This is a genomic window from Lysobacter sp. GQ73, from assembly GCF_059758755.1.
On record NZ_JCAXEE010000004.1, the window covers coordinates 98570 to 121334 of the forward strand.

The 22765-nt window shown below is 68.3% G+C and carries 15 protein-coding genes, 1 pseudogene and 1 riboswitch; of the genes and pseudogenes, 13 read left to right on the forward strand and 3 right to left on the reverse strand.

From position 1 onward, the window contains the following. Positions 1 to 67: 67 nt before the first annotated feature. The gene (locus AC6CH2_RS13050) at positions 68 to 967 is read right to left on the reverse strand and encodes an outer membrane protein assembly factor BamD (RefSeq protein ID WP_435393930.1); all 900 of its coding nucleotides are present in this window, start codon (positions 965 to 967) and stop codon (positions 68 to 70) included. Between the two features lie 105 nt (positions 968 to 1072). Here AC6CH2_RS13050 and rluD point away from each other — a divergent pair, with 105 nt between their 5' ends. From rluD to clpB, 7 genes are all read left to right on the forward strand, one after another. Beyond that, positions 1073 to 2047, forward strand: a complete 975-nt coding sequence (gene rluD / locus AC6CH2_RS13055; RefSeq protein WP_435393931.1) for a 23S rRNA pseudouridine(1911/1915/1917) synthase RluD — start codon at positions 1073 to 1075, stop codon at positions 2045 to 2047. After that, complete coding sequence (pgeF, locus tag AC6CH2_RS13060; protein ID WP_498269607.1) at positions 2044 to 2817, forward strand: peptidoglycan editing factor PgeF; 774 nt, start codon at positions 2044 to 2046, stop codon at positions 2815 to 2817. Before rluD ends, pgeF begins: the two co-directional genes overlap by 4 nt. Before the next feature lie 8 nt (positions 2818 to 2825). Then, positions 2826 to 3653, forward strand: coding sequence for a PA3715 family protein (locus tag AC6CH2_RS13065; RefSeq protein ID WP_498269608.1), 828 nt, complete (start codon positions 2826 to 2828; stop codon positions 3651 to 3653). Continuing rightward, positions 3653 to 4387 (forward strand): DUF4166 domain-containing protein, encoded by a 735-nt coding sequence (locus AC6CH2_RS13070; protein WP_498269609.1) that lies wholly within the window; start codon positions 3653 to 3655, stop codon positions 4385 to 4387. The genes AC6CH2_RS13065 and AC6CH2_RS13070 overlap by 1 nt, the downstream gene beginning before the upstream one ends. 386 nt (positions 4388 to 4773) lie before the next feature. Further along, positions 4774 to 6372, forward strand: coding sequence for a SulP family inorganic anion transporter (locus tag AC6CH2_RS13075; protein WP_498269610.1), 1599 nt, complete (start codon positions 4774 to 4776; stop codon positions 6370 to 6372). A 54-nt stretch (positions 6373 to 6426) separates the two neighbouring features. Continuing rightward, positions 6427 to 6957, forward strand: a complete 531-nt coding sequence (gloA, locus tag AC6CH2_RS13080) for a lactoylglutathione lyase (RefSeq protein ID WP_498269611.1) — start codon at positions 6427 to 6429, stop codon at positions 6955 to 6957. Between the two features lie 420 nt (positions 6958 to 7377). After that, complete coding sequence (gene clpB, locus AC6CH2_RS13085; RefSeq protein ID WP_498269612.1) at positions 7378 to 9963, forward strand: ATP-dependent chaperone ClpB; 2586 nt, start codon at positions 7378 to 7380, stop codon at positions 9961 to 9963. 689 nt (positions 9964 to 10652) lie between these two features. Here clpB and AC6CH2_RS13090 read toward each other — a convergent pair. Both AC6CH2_RS13090 and AC6CH2_RS13095 read right to left on the reverse strand, forming a co-directional pair. Further along, positions 10653 to 12680, reverse strand: a complete 2028-nt coding sequence (locus AC6CH2_RS13090) for an amidohydrolase family protein (RefSeq protein ID WP_498269613.1) — start codon at positions 12678 to 12680, stop codon at positions 10653 to 10655. 604 nt (positions 12681 to 13284) lie between these two features. Next, positions 13285 to 15660: a TonB-dependent receptor plug domain-containing protein gene (locus tag AC6CH2_RS13095; protein ID WP_498269614.1), complete on the reverse strand. Its 2376-nt coding sequence runs from the start codon at positions 15658 to 15660 to the stop codon at positions 13285 to 13287. A gap of 367 nt (positions 15661 to 16027) precedes the next feature. After that, positions 16028 to 16268: riboswitch (cobalamin riboswitch) on the forward strand. Positions 16269 to 16380: 112 nt separating this feature from the next. Between AC6CH2_RS13095 and btuB the strand changes: the two genes are divergently transcribed. The 6 genes and pseudogenes from btuB to cbiB all read left to right on the forward strand — a co-directional run. Beyond that, a complete protein-coding gene (gene btuB, locus AC6CH2_RS13100; RefSeq protein ID WP_498269615.1) occupies positions 16381 to 18273 on the forward strand; it encodes a TonB-dependent vitamin B12 receptor in 1893 nt (630 codons plus the stop codon). 75 nt (positions 18274 to 18348) lie between these two features. Next, positions 18349 to 18939, forward strand: a complete 591-nt coding sequence (locus AC6CH2_RS13105) for a hypothetical protein (RefSeq protein WP_498269616.1) — start codon at positions 18349 to 18351, stop codon at positions 18937 to 18939. Between the two features lie 42 nt (positions 18940 to 18981). Continuing rightward, positions 18982 to 19593, forward strand: a complete 612-nt coding sequence (locus tag AC6CH2_RS13110; protein ID WP_498269617.1) for a hypothetical protein — start codon at positions 18982 to 18984, stop codon at positions 19591 to 19593. Next, the gene (cobO, locus tag AC6CH2_RS13115; protein WP_498269618.1) at positions 19590 to 20234 is read left to right on the forward strand and encodes a cob(I)yrinic acid a,c-diamide adenosyltransferase; all 645 of its coding nucleotides are present in this window, start codon (positions 19590 to 19592) and stop codon (positions 20232 to 20234) included. Before AC6CH2_RS13110 ends, cobO begins: the two co-directional genes overlap by 4 nt. 206 nt (positions 20235 to 20440) lie before the next feature. After that, positions 20441 to 21709 carry a cobyrinic acid a,c-diamide synthase CobB gene (locus tag AC6CH2_RS13120; RefSeq protein ID WP_498269619.1) on the forward strand — a complete coding sequence of 423 codons (1269 nt, stop codon included), beginning with the start codon at positions 20441 to 20443 and terminating at the stop codon, positions 21707 to 21709. After that, a pseudogene (cbiB, locus tag AC6CH2_RS13125) lies at positions 21706 to 22620 on the forward strand (adenosylcobinamide-phosphate synthase CbiB); the annotation flags it as partial. The gene AC6CH2_RS13120 and the pseudogene cbiB, both read left to right, overlap by 4 nt. Positions 22621 to 22765: the final 145 nt, after the last annotated feature.

A 22765-nucleotide genomic window follows, 5' to 3' on the forward strand; every position in this document is an offset into this window, starting at 1 on the left:
GTAAGTCCGGCCCACAAAAAACGCCGCCCGAGGGCGGCGTTTTCGTGTTGCGTTGCGAAGCGGGCGCTTACTGCTTGCGCTTTTCTTCGTCGCGGTCGCGGTTGTCGACCGCCGACTTCTCGCCCGCGAACGGGTTGAGCTTGCGCAGGTTGCTCGGGTAGTCCGGCCAGTCTTCCGACAACGCCGGATGGGTGGCGTCGTTCTGCTGCAGCACGCGCTTGGCGTCGGCGGCGAGGGTCTGGTTGCCCAGGCCTTCGTAAGCCTTCATCAGCACCGCGACCGCATCGTTCTGGTAGCGGCTCTGCGGATAGGTCTCGAGCAGGTACTTGGCGCGGTCGGCCGAAGCCACGAAGGCGGTGCGGCGCAGGTAATACAGCGACACGTCGAGTTCGTGGCGGGCGAAGGTGTCGCGCAGGGCGAGCATGCGCTTGCGCGCGTCCTCGGCATAGCGGCTGTTCGGGTAGCGCTCGACCACCGCCAGGAAGTCGTTATAGGCCTGCATCGGCGTCGACAGGTCGCGGCGGCTGACGTCCAGGCGCCAGACCCGCTGCAGGAACACCGTGTCGCGGCTGGAGTTCACCAACCCGCGCAGGTAGTACAGATAGGCGATGTTGCGGTGGGTCGGGTAGGTGCGGATGAAGCGGTCGATGCTGCTGATCGCGTCGTCGTGCTTGCCCGACTTGTATTGGGCATAGGCCGTTTCGATCAGGGCCTGCTCGGTGTAGGGGCCGTAGGGGTACTGGGCGACCAGACGCTTGAAACTCGCCTCGCCCGAGGCCCAGTTGCCGTTGACCATCGAGCCGTGGGCCTTCTGGTAGATGGCCTCGACCGGCTGGCCTTCGTCCGCGTCTTTGTCCTTTTTGAACATCTTGCCGACGCGGCTGCAGCCGGAGGCAGCGAAAACCACGATCAACAGCAGGCAAAACAGGCGAACAAGTCCGCGGGAAGGGGCAAAACGTACAGTCATGGCAGGCATCGACGGGCGCCGGAGGCACGAAGCGCCGATAATAGCAGTCCGCGGGTCGTGCCCCTTAACCGATCCCGTCTCCCCGCCGCCGTATAGACCCCTCCGATGACCGAGCCCCGCCAGACCCTCACCGCCACCGTGCCCGACAGCGCCGCCGGGCGCCGCTTCGATGCGGTTCTGGCCGAACTGTTCCCCGATTACTCGCGCTCGCGCCTGGCCACCTGGATCAAGTCCGGCGATGCGCGCCTGAACGGCCGCGAGGTGCGTCCGCGCGATCCGGTCCAGGGCGGGGAGTCGGTCGAGCTGACCGTCGTCCTCGACATCCAGACCCGCGCCGAGGCCGAGGACATCGCCCTGGACGTGCTGTACGAGGACGCCGACGTGATCGTCCTCGACAAGCCGGCCGGGCTGGTCGTCCACCCCGGCGCCGGCAACCACGCCGGCACCCTGGTCAATGCCTTGCTGCACCGCGATCCCGGCCTGGCCACCCTGCCGCGGGCCGGCATCGTCCACCGCCTCGACAAGGACACCTCCGGGGTCATGGTCGTGGCCCGCACCCTGCCGGCGCATACCTCGCTGGTCGAGCAGCTGTCGGCACGCGAAGTGCATCGCCAGTACCTCGCGGTGGTGGTCGGCGCGCTGGTCTCCGGCGGCACCGCCAACGCGCCGATCGACCGCCACCCGCGCGATCGCCTGCGCATGGCGGTGCGCGAGGACGGCCGCGACGCGGTCACCCACTTCCGCCTGCGCGAGCGCTTCCGCGCCCACACCCTGCTCGAATGCCGCCTGGAAACCGGGCGCACCCACCAGATCCGCGTGCACATGGCGCACCTGAAGCACCCGATCGTCGGCGACCCGCTGTACGGCGGCCCGCTCAAGCTGCCCAAGGGCGCCACCGACGGCCTGGTCGAGGCCCTGCGCGGCTTCAAGCGCCAGGCCCTGCATGCCGAGACCCTGGAGTTCGTCCACCCGGTCAGCGGCGAGCCGATCCGCTGCACCGCGCCGGTGCCGGCCGACCTGCGCCATCTGGTCGCCGAACTCGGCGCCGACACCCGCGCCGCGGCCGAGGCCGGGCGATGAGCGAGGGCGCCGCCGCGCCGTGGATCGATGCCCAGTGGCCGATGGCCGGGTCGGTGCACGGGTTCAGCACGCTGCGCGCCGGCCTCGGCGTGTCGCAGGCGCCGTTCGACCGCTTCAACCTGGGTACCCGCTACGGCAGCGATCGCGACGACCCGGCCGCGGTGACGCGCAATCGCGAGCTGTTGATCGAACACGCCGGCCTGCCGTCGCCGCCGCGCTGGCTGCATCAGGTGCACGGCATCGAGGTGGTGCGTTTCGATGGTCGCGGCGACGGGGACGAGGAACCGGTCGGCGATGCCTCGGTGACTTCCAGCCCCGGCACCGTGCTCGCGATCCTCACCGCCGATTGCCTGCCGGTGTTGTTCGCCGCCGAAGACGGCAGCGAAGTCGGCGCCGCCCATGCGGGCTGGCGCGGCCTGGCTGGCGGAGTGCTGGAAGCGACGGTCGCGGCGATGCGCACCACGCCGGGGCGCCTGCGCGCCTGGCTGGGCCCGGCGGCGGGGCCGCAGCGCTACGAAATCGGCGCCGAGGTGCGCGAGGCCTTCGTCGCCACCGATGCCGAAGCGGCCTCGGCCTTCGTCGCCACCCGCCCGGAGCATTGGCGGGTCGATCTGTACGCCCTGGCGCGGATGCGTCTGGCGCAGGCCGGCCTGGCGGCCGATCATATCCACGGCGGCGGGTTGTGCACGATTTCCGAACCCGACCGCTTCTATTCCCATCGTCGCGACCGCCGCACCGGCCGCATGGCGACCCTCATCTGGATGCAATGATGACTCTCATGGCCCAACGGACGGTCCTGTCCCTGTCTTTATCCCTCGGCGCGCTGCTCTGCACCGGCGCGTTCTGCGCCGACGCCGCGGCGGCGGATTGCCAGTCGCGCGTTTACGACCTGCTGCGGGCGGCGTATCCCGGCAGCATCGGCGAAACCGGCGACGAAGGCGAGCTGCTGCGCACCGCCGGCTCGCCCACGCGCTGGATCCACCTCGGCGAGGTGGCCTGCAAGGTCTGGCCGGCCTCGCCGGACAAGACCCTGCTGGCGGTGCGGCTGCGGCATGACGCGGCGACCGGCATGGACAGCGAGACCGCCGACCTGGAAGTGCTGGTCGCCGATTCGGCGCGCCCGCGCATCCTGCAGCGTTACCGCGAAGACGAGGCGCTGCAGTCCGATGCGGTGCGGATCAGCTCGGTGACCCTGGATACCGCGCGTTACCGCCTCAACGAAAGCACCACCGCCTTCGGCGTGCGGATCGGTTACACCGGTTCGTCGCGCGCCAACCCCTACGGCAGCACGGTGTTGAACCTGTACGTCGCCGACGGCGCCGCCCTGCGGCCGGTGCTGAGCAAGCTCGAAGTGTCGAAAGAGCGCGGCGAATGGGACACCAACTGCGCCGGCGAGTTCGAGAACGTGCAGCGCACTGTCGCGATCGACGCCAAACGCGACCATGGCTACGCCGGCCTGCGCATCAACAGCGTCGAGGAAAACACCCGCAACGAGCTCGACGACAAGGACTGCAACGAACTGCCCGGCCCGACCAAGAAGAGCAGCGTGCGCCTGGCCTACGACGGCCGCGAGTACGCGGTGCCGGACGATCTGCGCGGGCTGTGATGCGAAACCAGGCAGTCCACCGGGCGCCGGCATCGATCGAGGCGGCGATAGGCGCGCGCGAAGGCTTGTACCCGCGCGCGCTGGGGGTGCGTTTCGTGTTCCTGCCGCGGACCCTGCGGCTGCTGCACGGCCGCGGCGGGCGCCGGGTCTATCGCGGCGAGGCCCAGGTCGAGCGCGGCCGCGGGTGGTGCTCGCGGCTGTTCGCGCGCATCGCCCGCCTGCCCAGGGCGCATGCCGGGCCGATCGAGGTCGAGATCGACGCCCACGCGCGCGGCGAGACCTGGACCCGGCGCTTCGGCAAGTCGGCGATGCGCTCGCGGCTGATCGAACGCGACGGTCTGGTGTTCGAGCGCCTGGGGCCGATGCGCTTCGCGTTCGCGCTGGACCTGGCCGGCGAGCTGCCCGATGCGGCCGCCTCGGGGGTGATGTCGCTCGGCACCGGCGCGCAGGTGACGGTGTCCTCGGCGGTCATGCCGGCCCAACTGGCCGACGAGCCGGTGGGCACTGCGGGCGATAGCACCGAATCGGAGATGGGCGATCCCGGCCTGTCGTGGCGGCTGGTGCGGGTCCGTGCGCTAGGCCTGCCGCTGCCCTCGGGCTGGTTCGCCGGCGTGCGTGCGCGCGAGTTCGAGCGCGACGGGCGCTACCACTTCGATGTCGGCGCGCAGTTGCCGGTCGTCGGTCTGCTGGTGCGCTATCGGGGCTGGCTGGACGTCGAGGATCGAGCCTCGTAGCCATCCGGTGGGTCCTTATCCGGGCCACTGCGTTCCGCAGCCGGCCCCCACGCGCAGTCGCGGCGTTCTATGCTCCCGGGGGCGGATCTGCCAGCGAAATCCCTGGGTTTGCCGGGGAATCGTCGCTGCCGGGGCGCGTTCGCAGGGTCGCCGTCGCGGCCTATGAGCGCGGGGCATCCCTATGGTGTGTCGGTTCTGCCTCAGGGCGGAGCGCGTCGTTGGTTTGGCTTTGCGGCCTTCATTGCGATCCACCTGTGCACGGAGCGCGGGTGTCACCGGGGCAGGGATGCGTCGACCTTTCGCGTTTCGAGTACCGACATGACGCCATCGAGTTTCCGCGTTCTCCCCGCCGTTCTCGCCGCCGCTCGCCGTGCAGGGTGGGGCCGATGAACGCGACCTCTCCGCGGCGCTGGCTGGTAGCCGGCGATCTCAACGGCTTCTTCGGCCTGGTCGTCGACAACCTGTCGATCCTCGGTTTCATCTCCGCGGCGCTGATCGGCATCTTCGGTTTCCCGGCCGACGTCATCTACACGCGCATGTTCCCGGGCACCGCCTTCGGCGTGCTGGTCGGCAACCTGATCTACACCTTCATGGCGCGGCGCCTCGCGGCCAGGAGCGGCCGCGACGACGTCACCGCGATGCCGTTGGGCCTGGATGCGCCGACCAGCATCGGCATGGCCTTGCTGGTGCTCGGCCCGGCCTTCGTCGGTTTCAAGCAGCAGGGCATGGACGAGCAGGCCGCGGCGATGGCCACCTGGCAACTCGGCATGGCCTCGCTGGTGGTCATGGGCGTGCTCAAGTTCGTGCTGTCGTTCGCCGGCGATGCCGTCACCCGGCTGATCCCGCGCGCCGGCCTGCTCGGTTCGATCGCCGGCGTCGCCCTGGTGTTGATGGGCTTTCTGCCGCTGATCGAGACCCTGCGCTCGCCGATGGTGGGCTTCATCACGCTGGGGCTGTTGCTGTACGTGTTGATCGCGAAGGGGCGGCTGCCGGTGAAGTTGCCGGGGGTGTTCCTGGCGTTCGTGTTCGGCACCTTGCTGTATTACGGGTTCGGGGCGGTTGGGTTGGGAGCGCCCGGCTTCGCCTGGCCCGAGCCGTCGCCGCTGCGTTTCGTGCTGCCGTGGCCGAGCCTGGGCTTCATCGACGGCCTGGCCTACACGAAACCTTATTTGCCGCTGCTGTTGCCGTTCGGCCTGCTGATGGTGGTCGGCGGCATCAACGTCAGCGAAAGCGCGCGCGCCGCGGGCGACGATTACCGAACCCGCGACATCTTGCTGGCCGAGGCCTTCTCGACCCTGGTCGCCGGTTTCTGCGGCGGCGTCGCCCAGACCACGCCCTACATCGGTCAGCCGGCTTACAAGCACATGGGCGCGCGCAGCGGCTACACCTTGTTGACCGGCTTGTTCATCGGCCTCGGCGGCATCCTCGGCATCGTCTCCGGGCTGGTGCAGTGGCTGCCGCTGGCGGTGCTCGCGCCGATCATCGTCTACGTCGCCCTCGACATCACCACCCAGGCCTTCCAGGCCACGCCGAGCAAGCACGCGACCGCGATGGTGTTCGGCTTCCTACCGTCGGTGGCCTACATGCTCGCGATCAAGACCGGCAATCCGGGCTGGATCGCCCCGGATCACCACGCCCAGCTGATGAACGCGCTCGACGGCCATGGGCTGCCGGAACTGGCGGTGATCGTGACCCTCGGCAACGGCTTCATCATGACCTCGATGATCTGGACCTCGGCGGTCGCGGCGATGGTCGACGGCCGCCTGCGTCGCGCTGCCGTGTTCCTGTTGGTCGGCGCGGCCTTGAGCCTGTTCGGCATCATCCATTCGGTCGACCCGCGCGGCGGCATCTACCTGCCGTGGGCGCTGGAAGGGCTGCAGCGCACGATCGCCCTGCAATTCATCGGCGCCTATGTCGGCCTGGCGGTTTTGCTGGGCCTGCTGTCTTTGCAGCGCAATGCCGTGCCGGCCGAGCAGCAGGCTTGAGAGCGGCCGGGTTTGCCCGCAGATCGTCTGTTCCCCTTTGAACCGGCCCACGCCATGTCCTTGCAGAACGAACTCGACGCCGTCCCCGGCGTGACCGCGCGCCCGGAAGCCGCCACCCGCGACTTCGTCTTCAACCACACCATGCTGCGGGTGAAAGACCCGCGCCGCTCGCTGGACTTCTACACCCGCGTGCTCGGCTTCACCCTGGTGCGCAAGCGCGACTTCGCCGACGCCAAGTTCAGCCTGTACTTCCTGGTGCTGGTAGCCGACCCCGCGCAGGTCCCGGCCGAAGAACCCGCGCGCGGCGAATGGTTGCTGAGCCAGCGCGGCGTGCTCGAACTCACGCATAACCACGGCACCGAGGACGACGCGGATTTCGCCTACCACGACGGCAACAGCGACCCGCGCGGCTTCGGCCACATCTGCGTGTCGGTGCCCGACGTGGAAGCCGCCTGCGCGCGCTTCGAGCAACTCGGCGTGGCGTTCCAGAAACGCCTCACCGACGGCCGCATGAAGGACATCGCCTTCATCAAGGACCCGGACGGTTACTGGGTCGAGATCCTGCAGCCCACCTCGCGGATCTGATCGACGGGCAAGCCGTTTGTCCTCGAATTTCGATGGGCATGGGCAGGGCGAATTCCCGCGCTATCGTTTCGACCGGGCTTCGGGAGGACGCCGGGCTCGTCCCCTGCTTCAAAGGGGGCAGTGGATTACGCGTGGGGTAGTTCCCGATCTTGTCGCGTCGCATCTCCCCCCTTTGGAAGAGGGGAGGGGGGGATTTGCTCTGGCCTTTGCGCCTGGCCGCGGCCCAAGGGCGGCTCCCCAGGCCTACCTCGAATCCGGCCCATCCTTCCCGCCGGCAACGAGCACCTGCCGCGGCCCCTTTGCGTCGGCCCCGACCCCAGCGCAAGCTTGAAACAGCGCCCCCAGCCCGCATTAACAGGTCATTCGCGGCCGCGGCGCGACACTCGCGCCCGGGCCGCCACACCTTCGGAGGGACCACCCATGCGGATGGACAAGCTTACTTCGCGCTTCCAGCAGGCCTTGTCGGACGCGCAATCGCTCGCGGTCGGGCGCGACCACAGCGTCATCGAGCCGGCGCATCTGCTGACCGCGCTGCTCGAACAAAGCGGCGGCAGCACCCGGCCGCTGCTGGCCCAGGCCGGGGTCAACGTGCCGCTGCTGCGCGAGCGCCTCGGCGAGGCGCTGGAAAAGCTGCCCAAGGTGTCGGGCCAGGCCGGCAACGTCTCGGTCGGCAACGACCTCGCGCGCCTGCTCAACGTCACCGACAAACTGGCGCAGCAACGCAACGACGCCTTCATCGCCAGCGAGTTGTTCCTGCTCGCCGCGCTCGACGACGGCGGCGAAGTCGGCCGCGCGCTGAAGGCGGCCGGCGCCACCAAGGCCAAGCTCGAACCGGCCATCGACAAACTGCGCGGGGGCGAAAGCGTGCAATCGGAAAACGCGGAAGAACAACGCCAGGCGCTGGAAAAATACTGCATCGACCTGACCGCGCGCGCCGAGTCGGGCAAGCTCGACCCGGTGGTCGGCCGCGACGAAGAGATCCGCCGCACCATCCAGGTGCTGCAGCGCCGGACCAAGAACAACCCGGTGCTGATCGGCGAACCCGGCGTCGGCAAGACCGCGATCGTCGAAGGCCTGGCCCAGCGCATCATCAACAACGAAGTGCCCGAAGGCCTACGCGGCAAGCGCGTGCTGTCGCTCGACATGGGCGCGCTGATCGCCGGCGCCAAGTTCCGCGGCGAATTCGAAGAGCGCCTGAAAGCGATGCTCAACGATCTGGCCAAGAACGAAGGCCAGGTGATTCTCTTCATCGACGAACTGCACACCATGGTCGGCGCCGGCAAGGCCGAGGGCGCGATGGACGCCGGCAACATGCTCAAGCCCGCGCTCGCGCGCGGCGAGCTGCACTGCATCGGCGCGACCACGCTCGACGAGTACCGTAAGTACGTCGAGAAGGACGCCGCGCTCGAACGCCGCTTCCAGAAGGTGTTTGTGGGCGAGCCGACGGTCGAGGACACCATCGCGATCCTGCGCGGCCTCAAGGAGCGCTATGCCGTGCACCACGGCGTGGAGATCACCGACCCGGCGATCGTCGCCGCGGCGACCCTGTCGCATCGCTACATCGCCGACCGCCAACTGCCCGACAAGGCCATCGACCTGATGGACGAGGCCGCTTCGCGCATCCGCATGGAAATCGACTCCAAGCCCGAGGAGCTCGACCGCAAGGAACGCCGGCTGATCCAGCTCAAGATCCAGCGCGAGGCGCTGAAGAAGGAGAAGGATGCAGAGTCCAAGCAACGCCTGGCCGATCTCGAGGCCGAGATCGCCACGCTCGAGCGCGAGTTCAACGACCTCGAGGAAATCTGGAAGGCCGAGAAGGCGACCCTGCAGGGCGCGACCAAGATCAAGGAGCAGATCGAGCAGGCCAAGCTCGATCTCGAGGCCGCCCAGCGTACCCAGGACTATGCGCGCATGAGCGAGATCCAGTACGGCAAGCTGCCGGAGCTGGAAAAGCAGCTCAAGGCCGCGCAGGAAGCCGAGACCCAGGGCTTCAAGCTGCTGCAGGACAAGGTCACCGCGGAGGAGATCGCCGAAGTCGTGGCGCGCTGGACCGGCATTCCGGTGTCGAAGATGCTCGAAGGCGAGCGCGACAAGCTGTTGAAGATGGAACAGGCGCTGCACGCGCGTGTGGTCGGCCAGGACGAAGCGGTGCGGGTGGTGTCCGACGCGGTGCGGCGTTCGCGCGCCGGCCTGTCCGACCCGAATCGCCCGAGCGGCTCGTTCCTGTTCCTCGGTCCGACCGGCGTGGGCAAGACCGAGCTGTGCAAGGCGCTGGCCGAATTCCTGTTCGACTCGGCCGACGCGATGATCCGCATCGACATGAGCGAGTTCATGGAGAAGCATGCGGTCAGCCGCCTGGTCGGCGCGCCTCCGGGCTATGTCGGCTATGAAGAGGGCGGTTACCTGACCGAGGCCGTGCGCCGCCGTCCGTACAGCGTGATCCTGCTCGACGAAGTCGAGAAAGCACACCCGGACGTGTTCAACATTCTGTTGCAGGTGCTCGATGACGGCCGCTTGACCGACGGGCAGGGCCGCACCGTCGATTTCCGCAACACGGTGATCGTGATGACCTCGAACCTGGGCTCGCAGATGATCCAGGAGCTCAATGCCGACGACACGCCGGAGGGCTACACCCAGATGAAGGCGGCGGTGATGGGCGTGGTGCAGGCGCACTTCCGTCCCGAGTTCATCAACCGCCTCGACGACATCGTGGTGTTCCACCCGCTCGACAAGAGCCAGATCCGCGAGATCGCCAAGATCCAGCTGCACGGCCTGGAAAAGCGCCTCGCCGAACGCGGTCTCAAGCTGGCGCTGTCGGATGCCGGCCTGGCCCTGATCGGCAATGTCGGTTTCGACCCGGTCTACGGCGCGCGTCCGCTCAAGCGCGCGGTGCAGCAGCAATTGGAGAACCCGCTCGCGCAGAAGATCCTCAGCGGCGAGTTCGTCAGCGGCGACACGATTCGTGTCGATGCCGAGGGCGGGCGGTTGGTGTTCGGCAAGGGATGATGGGAGCAGTCGGCGCCGCTTGGGTTTGACCGGCAGAGGCCCGCGATTCGCGGGCCTTTGCTTTTCGCCGTGTCCGGTCGGTACGTGGTGGCGGCTTGCGCCGCTCCTACCCTGGAGCGCCGCATTGGCCCGTTGCGCGAACCTCTCCCCTGTAGGAGCGACGTGAGTCGCGACCGAGGGATGCGCGGAGGCATCAAGGCTGATGTCGTTCATCGAAGCGGCGTTCGCTCACCAGGGTAGGAGCGGCGCAAGCGCGACATCGTCGTGGCGGTCTTGCGGCGCGTCGTTCATCGAACGATGATCAAAGATCAAGATCAATACCAAGATCAAAGCTCAAACCCAAAGCCTCCGCCACTAAAGCGGCGGGTTGCTTTCTTTTGTCTAAAGCAGCAAAAGAAAGGCAACCAAAGAAAAGTGCTCTCTTTGAGTCAAGGGCCCGCCCGTTCGTTGCCGACGCAGGGATTTTTCATACGGGAACATCCCTGTCCCGATGAAAAACGGCCGCATCCATGCAGGCCGCCCTTCGGGTCTTCTATGATCTTCGCGAGTGCGAGACTGCGCACAGCAACGGCAGCCGCAAAATCTCATGGCAAGACGACGACACGGGCAACGGCAATGGCGCGGTACCGGCCGTACTGCTCAGCGCGTGGGCCTGTGCATCGTTCTAGAGCGGTGGCGCCGACCGCTGCTCAGTTCGTCGCCACCTCCGCCGCCTTGCGCGGCGCGATTCCCAGTGCGCGCTCGATCTCGGCCGGGTCGTAGCGCTTGCCGCCCTTGAATACGGCGTCGACTTTGCGGATGTCGTTCATGTCCTGGATCGGGTCGCCGTCGATCAGCACGAGGTCGGCGAGCTTGCCGGGGGCGATCACGCCCCGGTCCTTGTCGACACCGAGCACTTGCGCCGGGGTCAAGGTCGCCAGGCGCAGTACTTCGGCGTTGGCGATGCCGGCGCGGGCGTACAGGATCAACTCGGCGTGCAGCATGTAGCCGGCCAGGGCGTCGGTGCCGGGGAGTATCGTCACGCCGGCGTCGTGCAGTGCCTTGAGCACGCGCAGCATGGTCGGGAAGGATTGTGCATAGGCGTGTTCCTCGCCTTTGGGTACCTTCAACGAGCCCCAGCTCAGATTGCGCCGGGCCTGCGGCGGCAATCGCGGCGCGACGGTCTTGAGCCCGGGTGGGATCTTGCTTTGCGGATCTCCGGCGAACAGGTCTTCGGCGATGCCCATGGTCGGGTCGAGCACGGTATGCGTGCGCTTGAGGAAGGCGATGAAATCGCGGACCTCGGCGCGTTCCGGCGGAAACTCGGCGGCATGCGCGGCCGGCTCGGTCAGCCGCGCCATGGTGCGGGTTTCCTGCACGCGCGGGTAGAGGAAGTTGAGTTCGACGAACAGGATGTGCTGCAACTCGTCGGCGCCGGCCTCGATGAACTGGCGCGCCGACATGAAGGCGGGCACGTGGCCGCTGTAGCGCAGGCCGCGGGCATGGGCGCGGTCGGCGATCACCGGCACCAGCTCGGGTTTCAACGAGGAATAGCTTTTGATCTGCATGTAGCCGTGGTCGGCGTACCAATCGACCGCCTTGATCGCTTCCTCGGGCGTGTCGACCAGCATCTTGGTCGGGCCGGCGTAAGGACCGGGGCCGTCGATGAAGCCGGCGGCGAGCACGCGCGGGCCGATCTCGGTGCCGGCGTCGAATCGCTTGACCTTGTCCAGGAAGGCGTCGGTGTTGTTGGCGACGTCGCGGCTGCTGGTGACGCCGTTGGCGATGTCCATCGGGCCGTCGGCATCGCCGTAATGCTTGTGCACGTCCCACAGGCCGGGCATCAGGAAGCGGCCGCCGGCATCGAGGATCTCCGCGTTGGCCGGCGGCTTGAGCGCCGCGTCGGCACCAACGCGGACGATGCGCTCGCCTTGGACCAGGACGCTGGTGTTAGGCGTCACCGACAGGTCGCGCGGGTCGTACAGCCGCGCGCTGCGGATCAGCAGGGGCCCTTTCGGAGTGTGAGTCAGTTCGCTCGCGAGCTTCAGCGACCAGTCGGCGCCAGCGCGTTCCTGGAATTCGATCAGCTTGGCCAGCGAATCCTTGTACTCGGGCGAGAGAATCGAGACCCAGCCCGAGGCCATGATCAGCGCCGCGGTATGGCCCTCGGCGTCCAGCCAGACCGAGCCCGGCGTGTAGTCCAGCCCGGACACGCGATACAGCGACAAGGTGGCCGGCCCCTTGGCCGTGGGCACGTCGAGCGTACCGGCGGCGTCGAGCCGCGCTTCGCCGGCCGGCAGCAGGGCGAGCTTGCGTTCGGGCGCTTTCAGCAAGGCGCGCACCAGCACGCCCTGGATTTCCGGAGTGGCGTTGAGCGGCAGGAAGAACGCCGGCGCGGTCAGGGTTTTCTCGCCTTGCTCGCTGTCGTTCTTCCAGCGCGCTTTGCCGTCGCGCAGGCTGAAGGTCTCATCGACCGGCACTTTCAGGTAGTTGTGGCCGCTGCCCTTGTACTCGATCGGAATGCCGGAGGCGTCGAGGGTCCATTCGGTCTTGAGATGATCCCCGCGGCCGCGGTCGCTGTATTGATACTCGACGCGGGTGCCGCCGTCGCGGGTGGTTTCGACGGTCTGCTGGCCGGCGGGTTTGCCTTGCAGCAGCATGATCTGTTCGCGCTTGGCGGGCGCGGCGACGGCATTCGAAACCGCCAGGGACAGCAACAGCGCAACGGTCGAGCGCATGGCGGGCACCTCGGGCATTCGCGGCGGGGCCGCTGGGCCGCGCCGTTCGCTGGCGCCCGCAGCGGCGAGGCCCTCTTTATAGCGGATTCGTCGATGGGGGGAATGTACCGGGTTCGACGAAAACGACGGGCTGGATGGTCCGGGCCGTCGTCGTGTGTGCCGCTTTTAAGATGAGCGCTCTACCCTGTAGGAGCGACGTAAGTCGCGACCGCGGGACGCGCAGAAGCGTCAAGGCCGACGTCATTCATCGAAGCGGCGCGTTTTCGCTAGGGTAGGAGCGACGCAAGTCGCGACTGCGCTGTGGCAGGTTGCGACGCTTGACCCTCGCGGCGATGCACTCCTTCGGTCGACGGCAAAGGCGTTGTGGACTCTGCGCGTCCCGTGGCCCAAAAGAAGGCTAACCAAAGAAAAGGCCTTCCCTGCAAGGGCACCAGCCCGCACGATCGATGCCGGCGCAAGGATGCTCCAGACAGGCCATCCATGGCCTGCTTGCGCGCGGCCCGCATCCCTGCGGGCCGCCCTCCGGGTCTTCATTCGACCGGCAAAGCCGCAAAGCCAGAGCAAATCGAATCAACGCATCACTGCAATTGCATGCCGCTACGCCTTACCACTTATAACCGACCTTGACGTAGCCGAAGGCGCCGTTGAAGCCGAACGGGGAGGCGGTGTTGTAGGGCAGGTAGTTGCGGGTGCCGCGCACCAGCTTGGATTCGTCGGGGTAGGCGTCGAGCACGTTGTCGCCGCCGATGGTGAAGTCCCAGTTGTCGAGGCGATAGGTCGCGGCCAGATCCAGGGTCCATTCGTCGCCGAAGGTCTGGTCCTGGCGCGGGTCGGTCGCGTGCAGTTCGGTGAACTCGCCGTAGCGGGTGGCGGTGGCGGTGAAGTTCCAGTTGCCGGTCTTCCAGTCGCCGGCGAGGAAGAACTTGTCGCGCGGCGCGCCCTTGGTGATGCGGCCGATCTCGGTGCGGCCGATGCGCACCGCGGCCGGGTCGATCGCCGCCAGGCGCGGCGGGTTCGGCGCGATCGTGTCGATCTCGGTCTTGGAGTAGTTGTAGCCGGCGGTGAGGTTGAACTTGCCCGAGCCGAGGTCCCAACCGTAGGTGGCGATGATGTCGATGCCCTTGGTGTCGGTGTCGACGGCGTTGGTGAAATAGCGGCCGCCGCCGATGCCGGGATAGCCGTTGGCGTTGAGATAGTTGCGCACCGCGGTACTGGTCAGGTTTTCCGACAGCAGGATTCGGTCCTTCACCTGGATGTTGTAGGCATCGATGGTGATGTAAAGCTGATCGGCCGGCTGCAGCACCAGGCCCAGACTGTAGTTGGTCGATTCCTCCGCCTTCAGCGCTTCCGAGCCCAGGGCGACGGCGGCCGGGTTGTCGACGCGGAAGGTGCCGATTTCGTACGGAATGCCGCTGATGAAGTTGGTGGCGATCGACTGGAAGAACTGCTGCTGCAGCGACGGCGCGCGAAAGCCGGTCGAGACGGTGGCGCGCAGCGCGACCTGGTCGGTGAAGGCGTAGCGGCCGGACAGCTTGCCCGAGGTGGTTTCGCCGAAATCGCTGTAGCTCTCGTAACGCGCGGCGGCGCCCAGGGAGAACTTGTCGGTCAGGTCGGCTTCGGCGTCGATATAGACCGAATAGCTGTGGCGGTCGAAGTCGCCGGCGTCGCTGGCGCGGAAACCGGAGAACACCTGCGCGCCCGGGATGATCTGGCCGTTCGGCGCGGCGATGCCGCCGTTGGCGTAGGACAGCGGCTCGCCGGCGCGTTCGGAGAACTCCTCGCCGCGCCATTCCGCGCCCCAGGCGAAGGTCACCGGGTACTGCCAGCCGAAGTCGACCGACTTGGTGAAGTCCAGGTTGAGCACGTGTTGGGTGACTTCCAGCGCGCCGGCGTAGAACTGGGTCGGCGAGGTCGGGCCGAGGCTGCGGTTGAGCGTGTTTTCGATGTCGAAGGTCAGGCCGTTGTGGCCGTAGTTGTAGCTCAGGTCGATCTGGGTGCCGCCGGCGGTTTCGCTGCGCAGGCCGAACACCGCGGCGCGGTCCTTGCTGACGTTGTGGATCTGCGGCAGGAAGCCGTTCGGATAGATCGACGGGATGTTGCGCGGGTCGCCGGCGAAACGGAAGTAGCCGTTCGACAGCACGTCGCGTTCGCTGTAGCTGCCGAACGAATAGAAGCTCAGGTATTCGGTCGGGCTGTACTCGCCGTTGTAGGAGAACGCGCCCTGGTCGATTTCGGGATCGCCGTAGCGCTGTTCGACGCGGCCCTGGAACGGGCGTGCGCGATTGGTCTGATCCTGATGCCCGCCCTGCGCGGCCAAGTGCAGCCAGCCGTTTTCGCCGAGCTTGATGCCGGTGTCGCCGGACAACTGGTATTGCTTGCCGTCGCCGGCGCTGTACTGGCCGTAGCGCGCGGCGATGCTGCCGCCGGTGCCGCTGCCCTTGAGCACGACGTTGATGACGCCGGCGATCGCGTCGGAACCGTATTGGGCCGAGGCGCCGTCGCGCAGCACTTCGACCCGTTCGATCGCGGCGATCGGAATCGCGTTGAGGTCGACCGGCGAGGAGCCGCGTCCCTGGCTGCCGTTGAGGTTGATCAGCGCGGTGGTGTGGCGGCGCTTGCCGTTGACCAGCACCAGCACCTGGTCGGGGGCCAGGCCGCGCAGCTGCGCCGGACGCACCGCGTCGGTGCCGTCGGTGATGGCCGGGCGCGGGAAGTTCAGCGAGGGCAGGGCGCGCGACAGCGCGGTGGCCAGCTCGACGGTGCCGGTGGCCTCCAGGGTTTCCGGGGTGATGATGTCGATCGGCGCGGTGGACTCGGCGACGGTGCGGTCGGAGACGCGGGTGCCGGTGACGATGACCTGGTCCAGGGTCTTGGGGTCGCTTTGCGGCGCGTCCTGCGCGTGGACCGGCGCGGCGAGCGCTACCAGGAGGCCGAGGGCCAGAGGGTGACGTGAACCGGCGAAGGTGCGGCGGACGGGCATGACGACTCCTTGGTGGGGATGACAGCGATGTCATCCGGATTTAACACGAACCTAACAACCGGTCAATAAAGCGGCCAAATCTTGCATAACGCAAGTAGTAAAAAAGTGGTAAAGCACACTGTTTGAGGGGCCAGGGAGGGCCAGCGGCCGTTGTGCTGGGCGCGGAACGGATTTTGTGCCCTCGCCTAAGCCATCCCGCGAAGCGGCTATCACAGACTTCGGATTGACGCCGCGATGGAGCCGTGGATCCCCGCCTTCGCGGGGATGACGATCCCGGGCCGGGCCTTGCGCGGAGCGCTTGGCCGCGACACCGGGATCGCCAGCGCGCTCGCACTCACCCGGTGGCGTCCTCGCCGCGCATCACTGCTAAGATGCGCGCGCTCAAGGTGATCGCCGACACAGTCGGCGATTGAAACGGGAATCCGGTCCCCGCTTCTGGCGTTCGCCAGGTCGGTCAATCCGGAGCTGCCCCCGCAACGGTAAGCGAGTACACGTACCGCTCGACGCCACTGTGTTCCGACACGGGAAGGCGCGGTACGGGAGACCGGTCCGATCTCGGGCCGACTCCGCTCGCAAGCCCGGAGACCGGCCCGGAGCGCGAACCGACAGGCGGAGGGCCGTGTCCGGGGCATCGGCGCGCGCGCCGTCTCCGTTCTGCCGTCTGCCTGTCACGACCTGATCTAGGCCGCGCGGGTGAGGCGCGGCCATGGAGAGCCGACCGTGACGTTCCGTTTTTCCGTATCCCCGCGCCTTGCGCGCTTTCCTGCGCGCAGCGCTTTCGTGCTCGCCGGCTGCGCATTCGCCGCTTCGGCGCCGGCCGCGCCCGCGGTCGATCTCGACCAGGTCGTGGTCACCGCGACCCGCACCGCCCAGACCCAGGACGCCACGCTCGCCGCGGTGACCGTGATCGACCGCGCCCAGATCGAACGTCTGCAGCCGGGGTCGTTGCCGGAGCTGTTGCGCGGCACGCCGGGCGCATCCTTCGCGAACAACGGCGGCCCCGGCAAGGCGACTTCGTTGTTCCTGCGCGGCAGCGAATCCGACCATGTGCTGGTGCTGATCGACGGCGTCAAGATCGGTTCGGCGACCAGCGGCGGCGCCTCGCTGCAGGACATTCCGGTCGAGCAGATCGAGCGGGTCGAGATCGTGCGCGGCCCGTTCTCCAGTCTGTACGGCTCCGAGGCCATCGGCGGCGTCATCCAGATCTTCACCCGGCGCCCGCAGGGTGCGTTCGTGCCGAGCTTCAGCGCCACGATCGGCAGTTACGCCACCCACCGCGGCAGCGCAGGCGTCGCCGGCAAGGGCGAGCGCGGCTGGTACTCGATCCATGCCGCGCACGAAGATACCGACGGCATCAACGCCTGCCGCGGCAAGCCCTCACCGGGCGGCGCCGGATGTTTCACGAACTCGCCGGACCGCGACGGCTATCGCAGCGATTCGCTGACCTTGCAGGGCGGTTATCGCTTCAACGAGCAGTGGGACGCCGAAGCGCGGCTGCTGCGCGCCGAAAACCATAACCAGTACGACGGCAGCCAGAACAACGAGGCCGACGGCGTGCAACAGGTCGCCGGAGCCAGGTTGCGCTACCGGCCCAGCGACCGCTTCAACCTCAGCGCCAGCGCCGGACGCAGCGAAGACCTCAGCGACACCTACAAAAACGGCAAGTACTCCAGCACCTTCGAGACCCGCCGCCAGCTCGGCTCGGTGCAGGGCGACATCGGCATCGGCATCGGCCTGCTCACGCTCGGCTTCGACTGGCAGCGCGACCGCATCGACAGCAACACCCGTTATGCCCGCGACGCCCGCATCCTGCGCGGCGCCTTCGGCCAGTGGCAGCAGAGTTTCGGTGCGCATGCGCTGCAGGCCAGCCTGCGCCGCGACGACGACAGCCAGTTCGGCGGCGAGACCACCGGCAGTCTGTTGTGGGGCTGGAACTTCAGCGAGGCGCTGCGTTTGACCGCGAGCTACGGCACCGCGTTCAAGGCGCCGACCTTCAACGAGTTGTACTACCCCGGCTACGGCAATGCCGGCCTGGCGCCGGAGACCTCGCGCAGCGTCGAGATCGGCCTGCGCGGCACCCACGGCGCGCGCCGCCAGCACGTGTGGTCGCTCAACGCCTACGAGAGCGACATCGACGACCTGATCGCGTACGACGCCTCGACTGGTTTGCCCGGCAACGTCGACCGTGCACGCATCCGCGGCCTGGAAGCGGCGTTCGACGCCCGATTGGCCGACTGGGATCTGCGCGCCAGCGCGACCTGGCTGGACCCGCGCAACGACAGCCGCGGCGCCAGCCGCGACAAGCTGCTGCCGCGGCGTGCCCGGCAGAGCGCTCGCATCGATGCCGACCGCCGCTTCGCGGTCGGCGACGGCGCCTGGTCGTTCGGCGCCAGCGTCTACGCCGCGGGCGATCGCTACGATGACCTGGCCAATACCCGCCGCCTCGCCGGCTACGCGCTCGCCGATCTGCGCCTGGGCTACGCCTTCAACCCGGCCTGGAGCCTGCAGCTGGCCGCGAACAACGTATTCGACCGGCGGTACGAAACCGCCGCGTTCTACAACCAGCCCGGGCGCAATTATCTGTTGAGCTTGCGTTACCGGCCTTCCCGCTGACGGATCAGCAGCCTCGGCCCGCGTCGCGGGCTTCGCCGGCGGCCCCCGGGTTGCCGGCGCCTATCGAGAGTCGCGATGAAAAACTTGCCCGGCCCCATCCAATTGAGCGTGTCCTGTCTGTTGCTGATGGCGATGATCGCCACGCGCTTCCATCACTTCGGCGACCTGCTGCATCTGCCCGACGCCTCGATGGCGGTGTTCTTTCTCGGCGGCCTGTATCTGCGCCGCCACCTGGGCTTTGCGGTGTTCCTGCTCGCCGCGGTCGCCATCGACTATCTCGCAATTACCGGGCGCGGCCTGAATTTCTTCGACCATTACTGCGTGACGCCCTCGTATGCCTTCCTGCTGCTGGCCTACGCAGTGCTGTGGTACGCCGCGCGCTGGTATGCGCCGCGGATGCCGGCCGGCTGGCGCGGATTCGCCCGGGCCTTCGGCGTGGCCTTCGGCGCCGCCAGTGTCTCGTTCCTGATTTCCAACGGCGCCTTCTACTGGCTCGGCGGCCGCTACGCCGAGCCGAACCTCGCCGAGTATCTGAGCCGGGCCTGGCGCTGGGGTCCGCTGTTCGTACGCACCACCATGAGTTACATCGCGGTGGCGCTCGTCGCGCACGCCGCGATCGCGCGCATCGCCCGGCCGTCGGTCTCGCAGCCGAGCGCTCACCGTTGATCGTCGCCGCAGTCGCCGTCCCTACGCCGTCCGGAGCTTGAAATGTCCCACTCTCTTCCCGTCGCCTCGTCCGCGGTGCTGCCGCTGGAATCGCGGCCGGCGCTGATCGCGACCGGCGCGTCGCTGGCGCTGCTGATGATCTGCACCCGCGGCCAACACTTCGCCAGCGTCGACGCCTTGCCCAGCGCGTCGTGGGCGGTGTTCTTCCTGGTCGGCGCCTTGCTGCGCCCGGTCTGGGCGTTCCCGGCGTTCTTCGTGCTGTCCTCGTCGCTCGACCTGGGCAGCCTGGCGCTAGGCCGCATCACCGACTGGTGCCTGTCGCCGGCGTATTGGGCGCTGGCGCTGGCCTATGGCGCGCTATGGCTGGGCGGGCGCGCGTATGCGCATCTGCATCGCGACCATTGGGGCACGGCGCCGCGGCTGGTGTTGGTGATGCTGGCGACTTCGGTGGCGGCTTACCTGATTTCCAAGGGCGGGTTCTATTTCCTGTCCGGCCGCTATCCGGACGCGAGCCTGGCCGGTTTCATCGACCGCATCCCGCAGTACTACCCGCGCGCGCTCGGCACCCTGGCCGGTTATGTCGGCCTGGCCTTCGTGGTCTATGCCCTCGTGCGCAGCCTGGTGGCGCGCCAACGCAGCGGAGCGGCCGCATGAGCGCGCACGACACCGACGGCCCGGGCGATCGCGCCGGTTTCGCTGCGAGCAGCGAGGAGCGCCACCGCGAACGCATGCAGCGCAAGAAGGAACTGATCGACCGCAAGATCGCCCAGGCGACGATCGAGCGCGGCGTGCTGGTGGTCAACACCGGCAACGGCAAGGGCAAGAGCTCCTCGGGCTTCGGCATGCTCGCGCGTTCGCTCGGGCATGGGTTCAAGTGCGGGGTGGTGCAGTTCATCAAGGGCAGCTTCTCGACCGGCGAAGAGGCCTTCTTCCGGCGCTTCGAGGAGCTGGACTACCACGTCATGGGCGAAGGTTTCACCTGGGAGACCCAGGACAAGGAGCGCGATATCCGCGCCGCCCAGTCGGCCTGGTCGATCGCGGCGAAGATGATGGCCGACCCCGGCTACGACTTCATCCTGCTCGACGAATTGAACATCGCCCTCGCGCACCGCTACGTCGCACTCGACGACGTCCTCGCCGCAGTCGCGGCGCGCCCGGAGCGGCAGCATGTGGTCATCACCGGCCGCGGCGCCCCCGATGCCCTGATCGAAGCGGCCGACACCGTCACCGAGATGCGTGTGGTCAAGCACGCGTTCAAGGCGGGGATCAAGGCGCAGAAGGGGATTGAGCTTTAGCGCGGGACTCGGGACTTGGGACTCGGGACTTGGGACTCGGGACTCGGGACTCGCAAGCGGGATGCGTAGACACTGACAGGACAAGCGATATGGCTTCCGGCAACAGAAAATCAGAGGTGTCCCCGGGCACACCCGCGACTGCGGCCGCCGCCGCGGCTTCGGCCGAGTCCCCAGTCCCCAGTCCCCAGTCCCGAGCCTGTCCCGCCTTGCTCGTCTCCGCCCCCGCTTCCGGCCAGGGCAAGACCAGCGTCACCGCGGCGATCGCGCGCTGCCACGCGCGGCAGGGGCGGCGGGTGCGGGTGTTCAAGACCGGACCGGATTTCCTCGACCCGATGGTGCTCGAACGCGCCAGCGGGCAACCTGTTTACCAACTCGATTTGTGGATGTGCGGCGAGCAGGACGTGCGCGCGCGGCTGCATGCGGCCGCCGGCGAGGCCGACCTGATCCTGATCGAGGGCGTGATGGGGCTGTTCGACGGTTCGCCGTCGAGCGCGGACCTGGCGCAGCGGCTCGGCATTCCGGTGCTCGCGGTGATCGACGGTTCGGCGATGGCGCAGACCTTCGGCGCGCTGGCGACCGGGCTGGCGCGTTATCGCGACGGCCTGCAGGTGTACGGCGTCGCCGCCAACCGCATCGGCAGCGCCTATCACGCGCAGTTGCTGCGCGACAGCCTGCCGCCCGAGCTGCGCTGGCTCGGCGCCTTGCCGCGCGATCCCGGCCTGGCCCTGCCCGAGCGTCACCTCGGCCTGGTCGCGGCGGGCGAACTCGGCGACCTGGACGCGCGGCTCGATGCGCTCGCCGATGCCTGGGGGGAGCACGCCGATGGGAGCCTGCCGCCGCCGGTCGCGATCGAGCCGGTCGAGGCGGCACCGGTACCGGCGCTGCTGCGAGGCGCCCGCATCGCGATCGCCCGCGACGCCGCGTTCTGTTTCCTGTATCCGGCCAATCTGGAGCTGCTGCGCGCGGCCGGCGCCGAGCTCAGGTTTTTCTCGCCGCTGGCCGGCGAGGGCCTGCCCGAGTGCGATGCGGCCTGGCTGCCCGGCGGCTATCCGGAGCTGCACCTGCAGGCGCTGGCCGACAACGTCGTATTGCGCGACGCCCTGCATGGGCATCGCGACGCCGGCAAGCCGCTGCTGGCCGAGTGCGGCGGCCTGTTGTACGCGCTCGACTCGTTGACCGACCGCGAGGGCGAGCGCGCCGCCATGGCCGGCCTGCTGCCCGGGCATGCGGTGATGCAGGCCCGCATGGCCGCGCTCGGTCTGCAATCGGTCGAGCTGCCCGAGGGCAGCTTGCGCGGGCATACCTTCCATTACGCCCGCGCCGAGATCGAGGCGGCGGCGATCGCCGAATCGGTCAACCCGAATGGCGGGCCGAGCCGCGAAGCGGTGTACCGCGACCGCCGCATGAGCGCGAGTTTCGTCCATTTCTATTTCCCCTCGAACCCGGTCGCGGCGCTCGAGCTCCTGCAGCCATGAGCCTGCCGACGCTCGCCATCGCGATGTCGAGCGCAGTGGTACTGGACCGCCTGCTCGGCGAACCGCGGCGGGCGCATCCGCTGGTCGGGTTCGGGCGCATGGCGCGGGCGATCGAAGCCCGCTGCTACGGCGACCGTCGTGGTCTCGGCGTGCTGGCCTGGGCCGCGGCGGTGTTGCCGGCGAGCCTGCTCGCGGCCGGGCTGCAGTTCGAGTTGCAGGCGCGTTCGCCGTGGCTGGGCGCCGCCTACGCGGCCGGCGTGCTGTATCTCGTGCTGGGTCTGCGCAGCCTCGGCGAACACGCCGCGCCGGTCGCGCGCGCACTGAGCGACGGCGACCTGGACGCGGCGCGCGCGGCGGTCGGCCGCATCGTCAGCCGCGACACCGCGGCGCTCGATGCCGAACGCGTCGCCGCCGCGGCGACCGAGTCGGTGCTGGAGAACGGCAACGACGCGGTGTTCGGCGCGCTGTTCTGGTTCGCCGTGCTCGGGCCCGGCGGGGCGGTGCTGTATCGGCTGGCGAATACGCTCGATGCGATGTGGGGCTATCGAACCCCGCGCTATGAACGCTTCGGCTGGGCCGCAGCGCGCATCGACGACGTCTTGAACTGGGTGCCGGCGCGCCTGACCGCGGCGACTTACGCGGTGCTCGGCGACACCGCCTCCGCGCTGCGTTGCTGGCGCCGGCAGGCGCCGCGCTGGGACAGCCCGAATGCCGGCCCGGTGATGGCGGCGGGGGCGGGGGCCTTGCGCGTGCGCCTCGGCGGCGCCGCGCCTTACCACGGCGTGTGGGAGCAACGGCCGGTGCTCGGCGCAGGGCAGGCGCCGGACGCGCGCACGATCGTGCGCGCGCAGAGCCTGGTCGGGCGCGGCGTGGTGCTGTGGTTGCTGGGGGTGACGGCATTCGCGGTCGCGCATGCCGCCGCCGGCACGCCCGCACCGGCCGCGCGCGCACTGCTGCGGCCGGTCGATACTCATTGCGATATACATTGTGCTTCGAGGCATTCATTGATCGCGACGAAGACCCTGTGTTTCGCTATCGGCGCGTCGCTATGCGGCG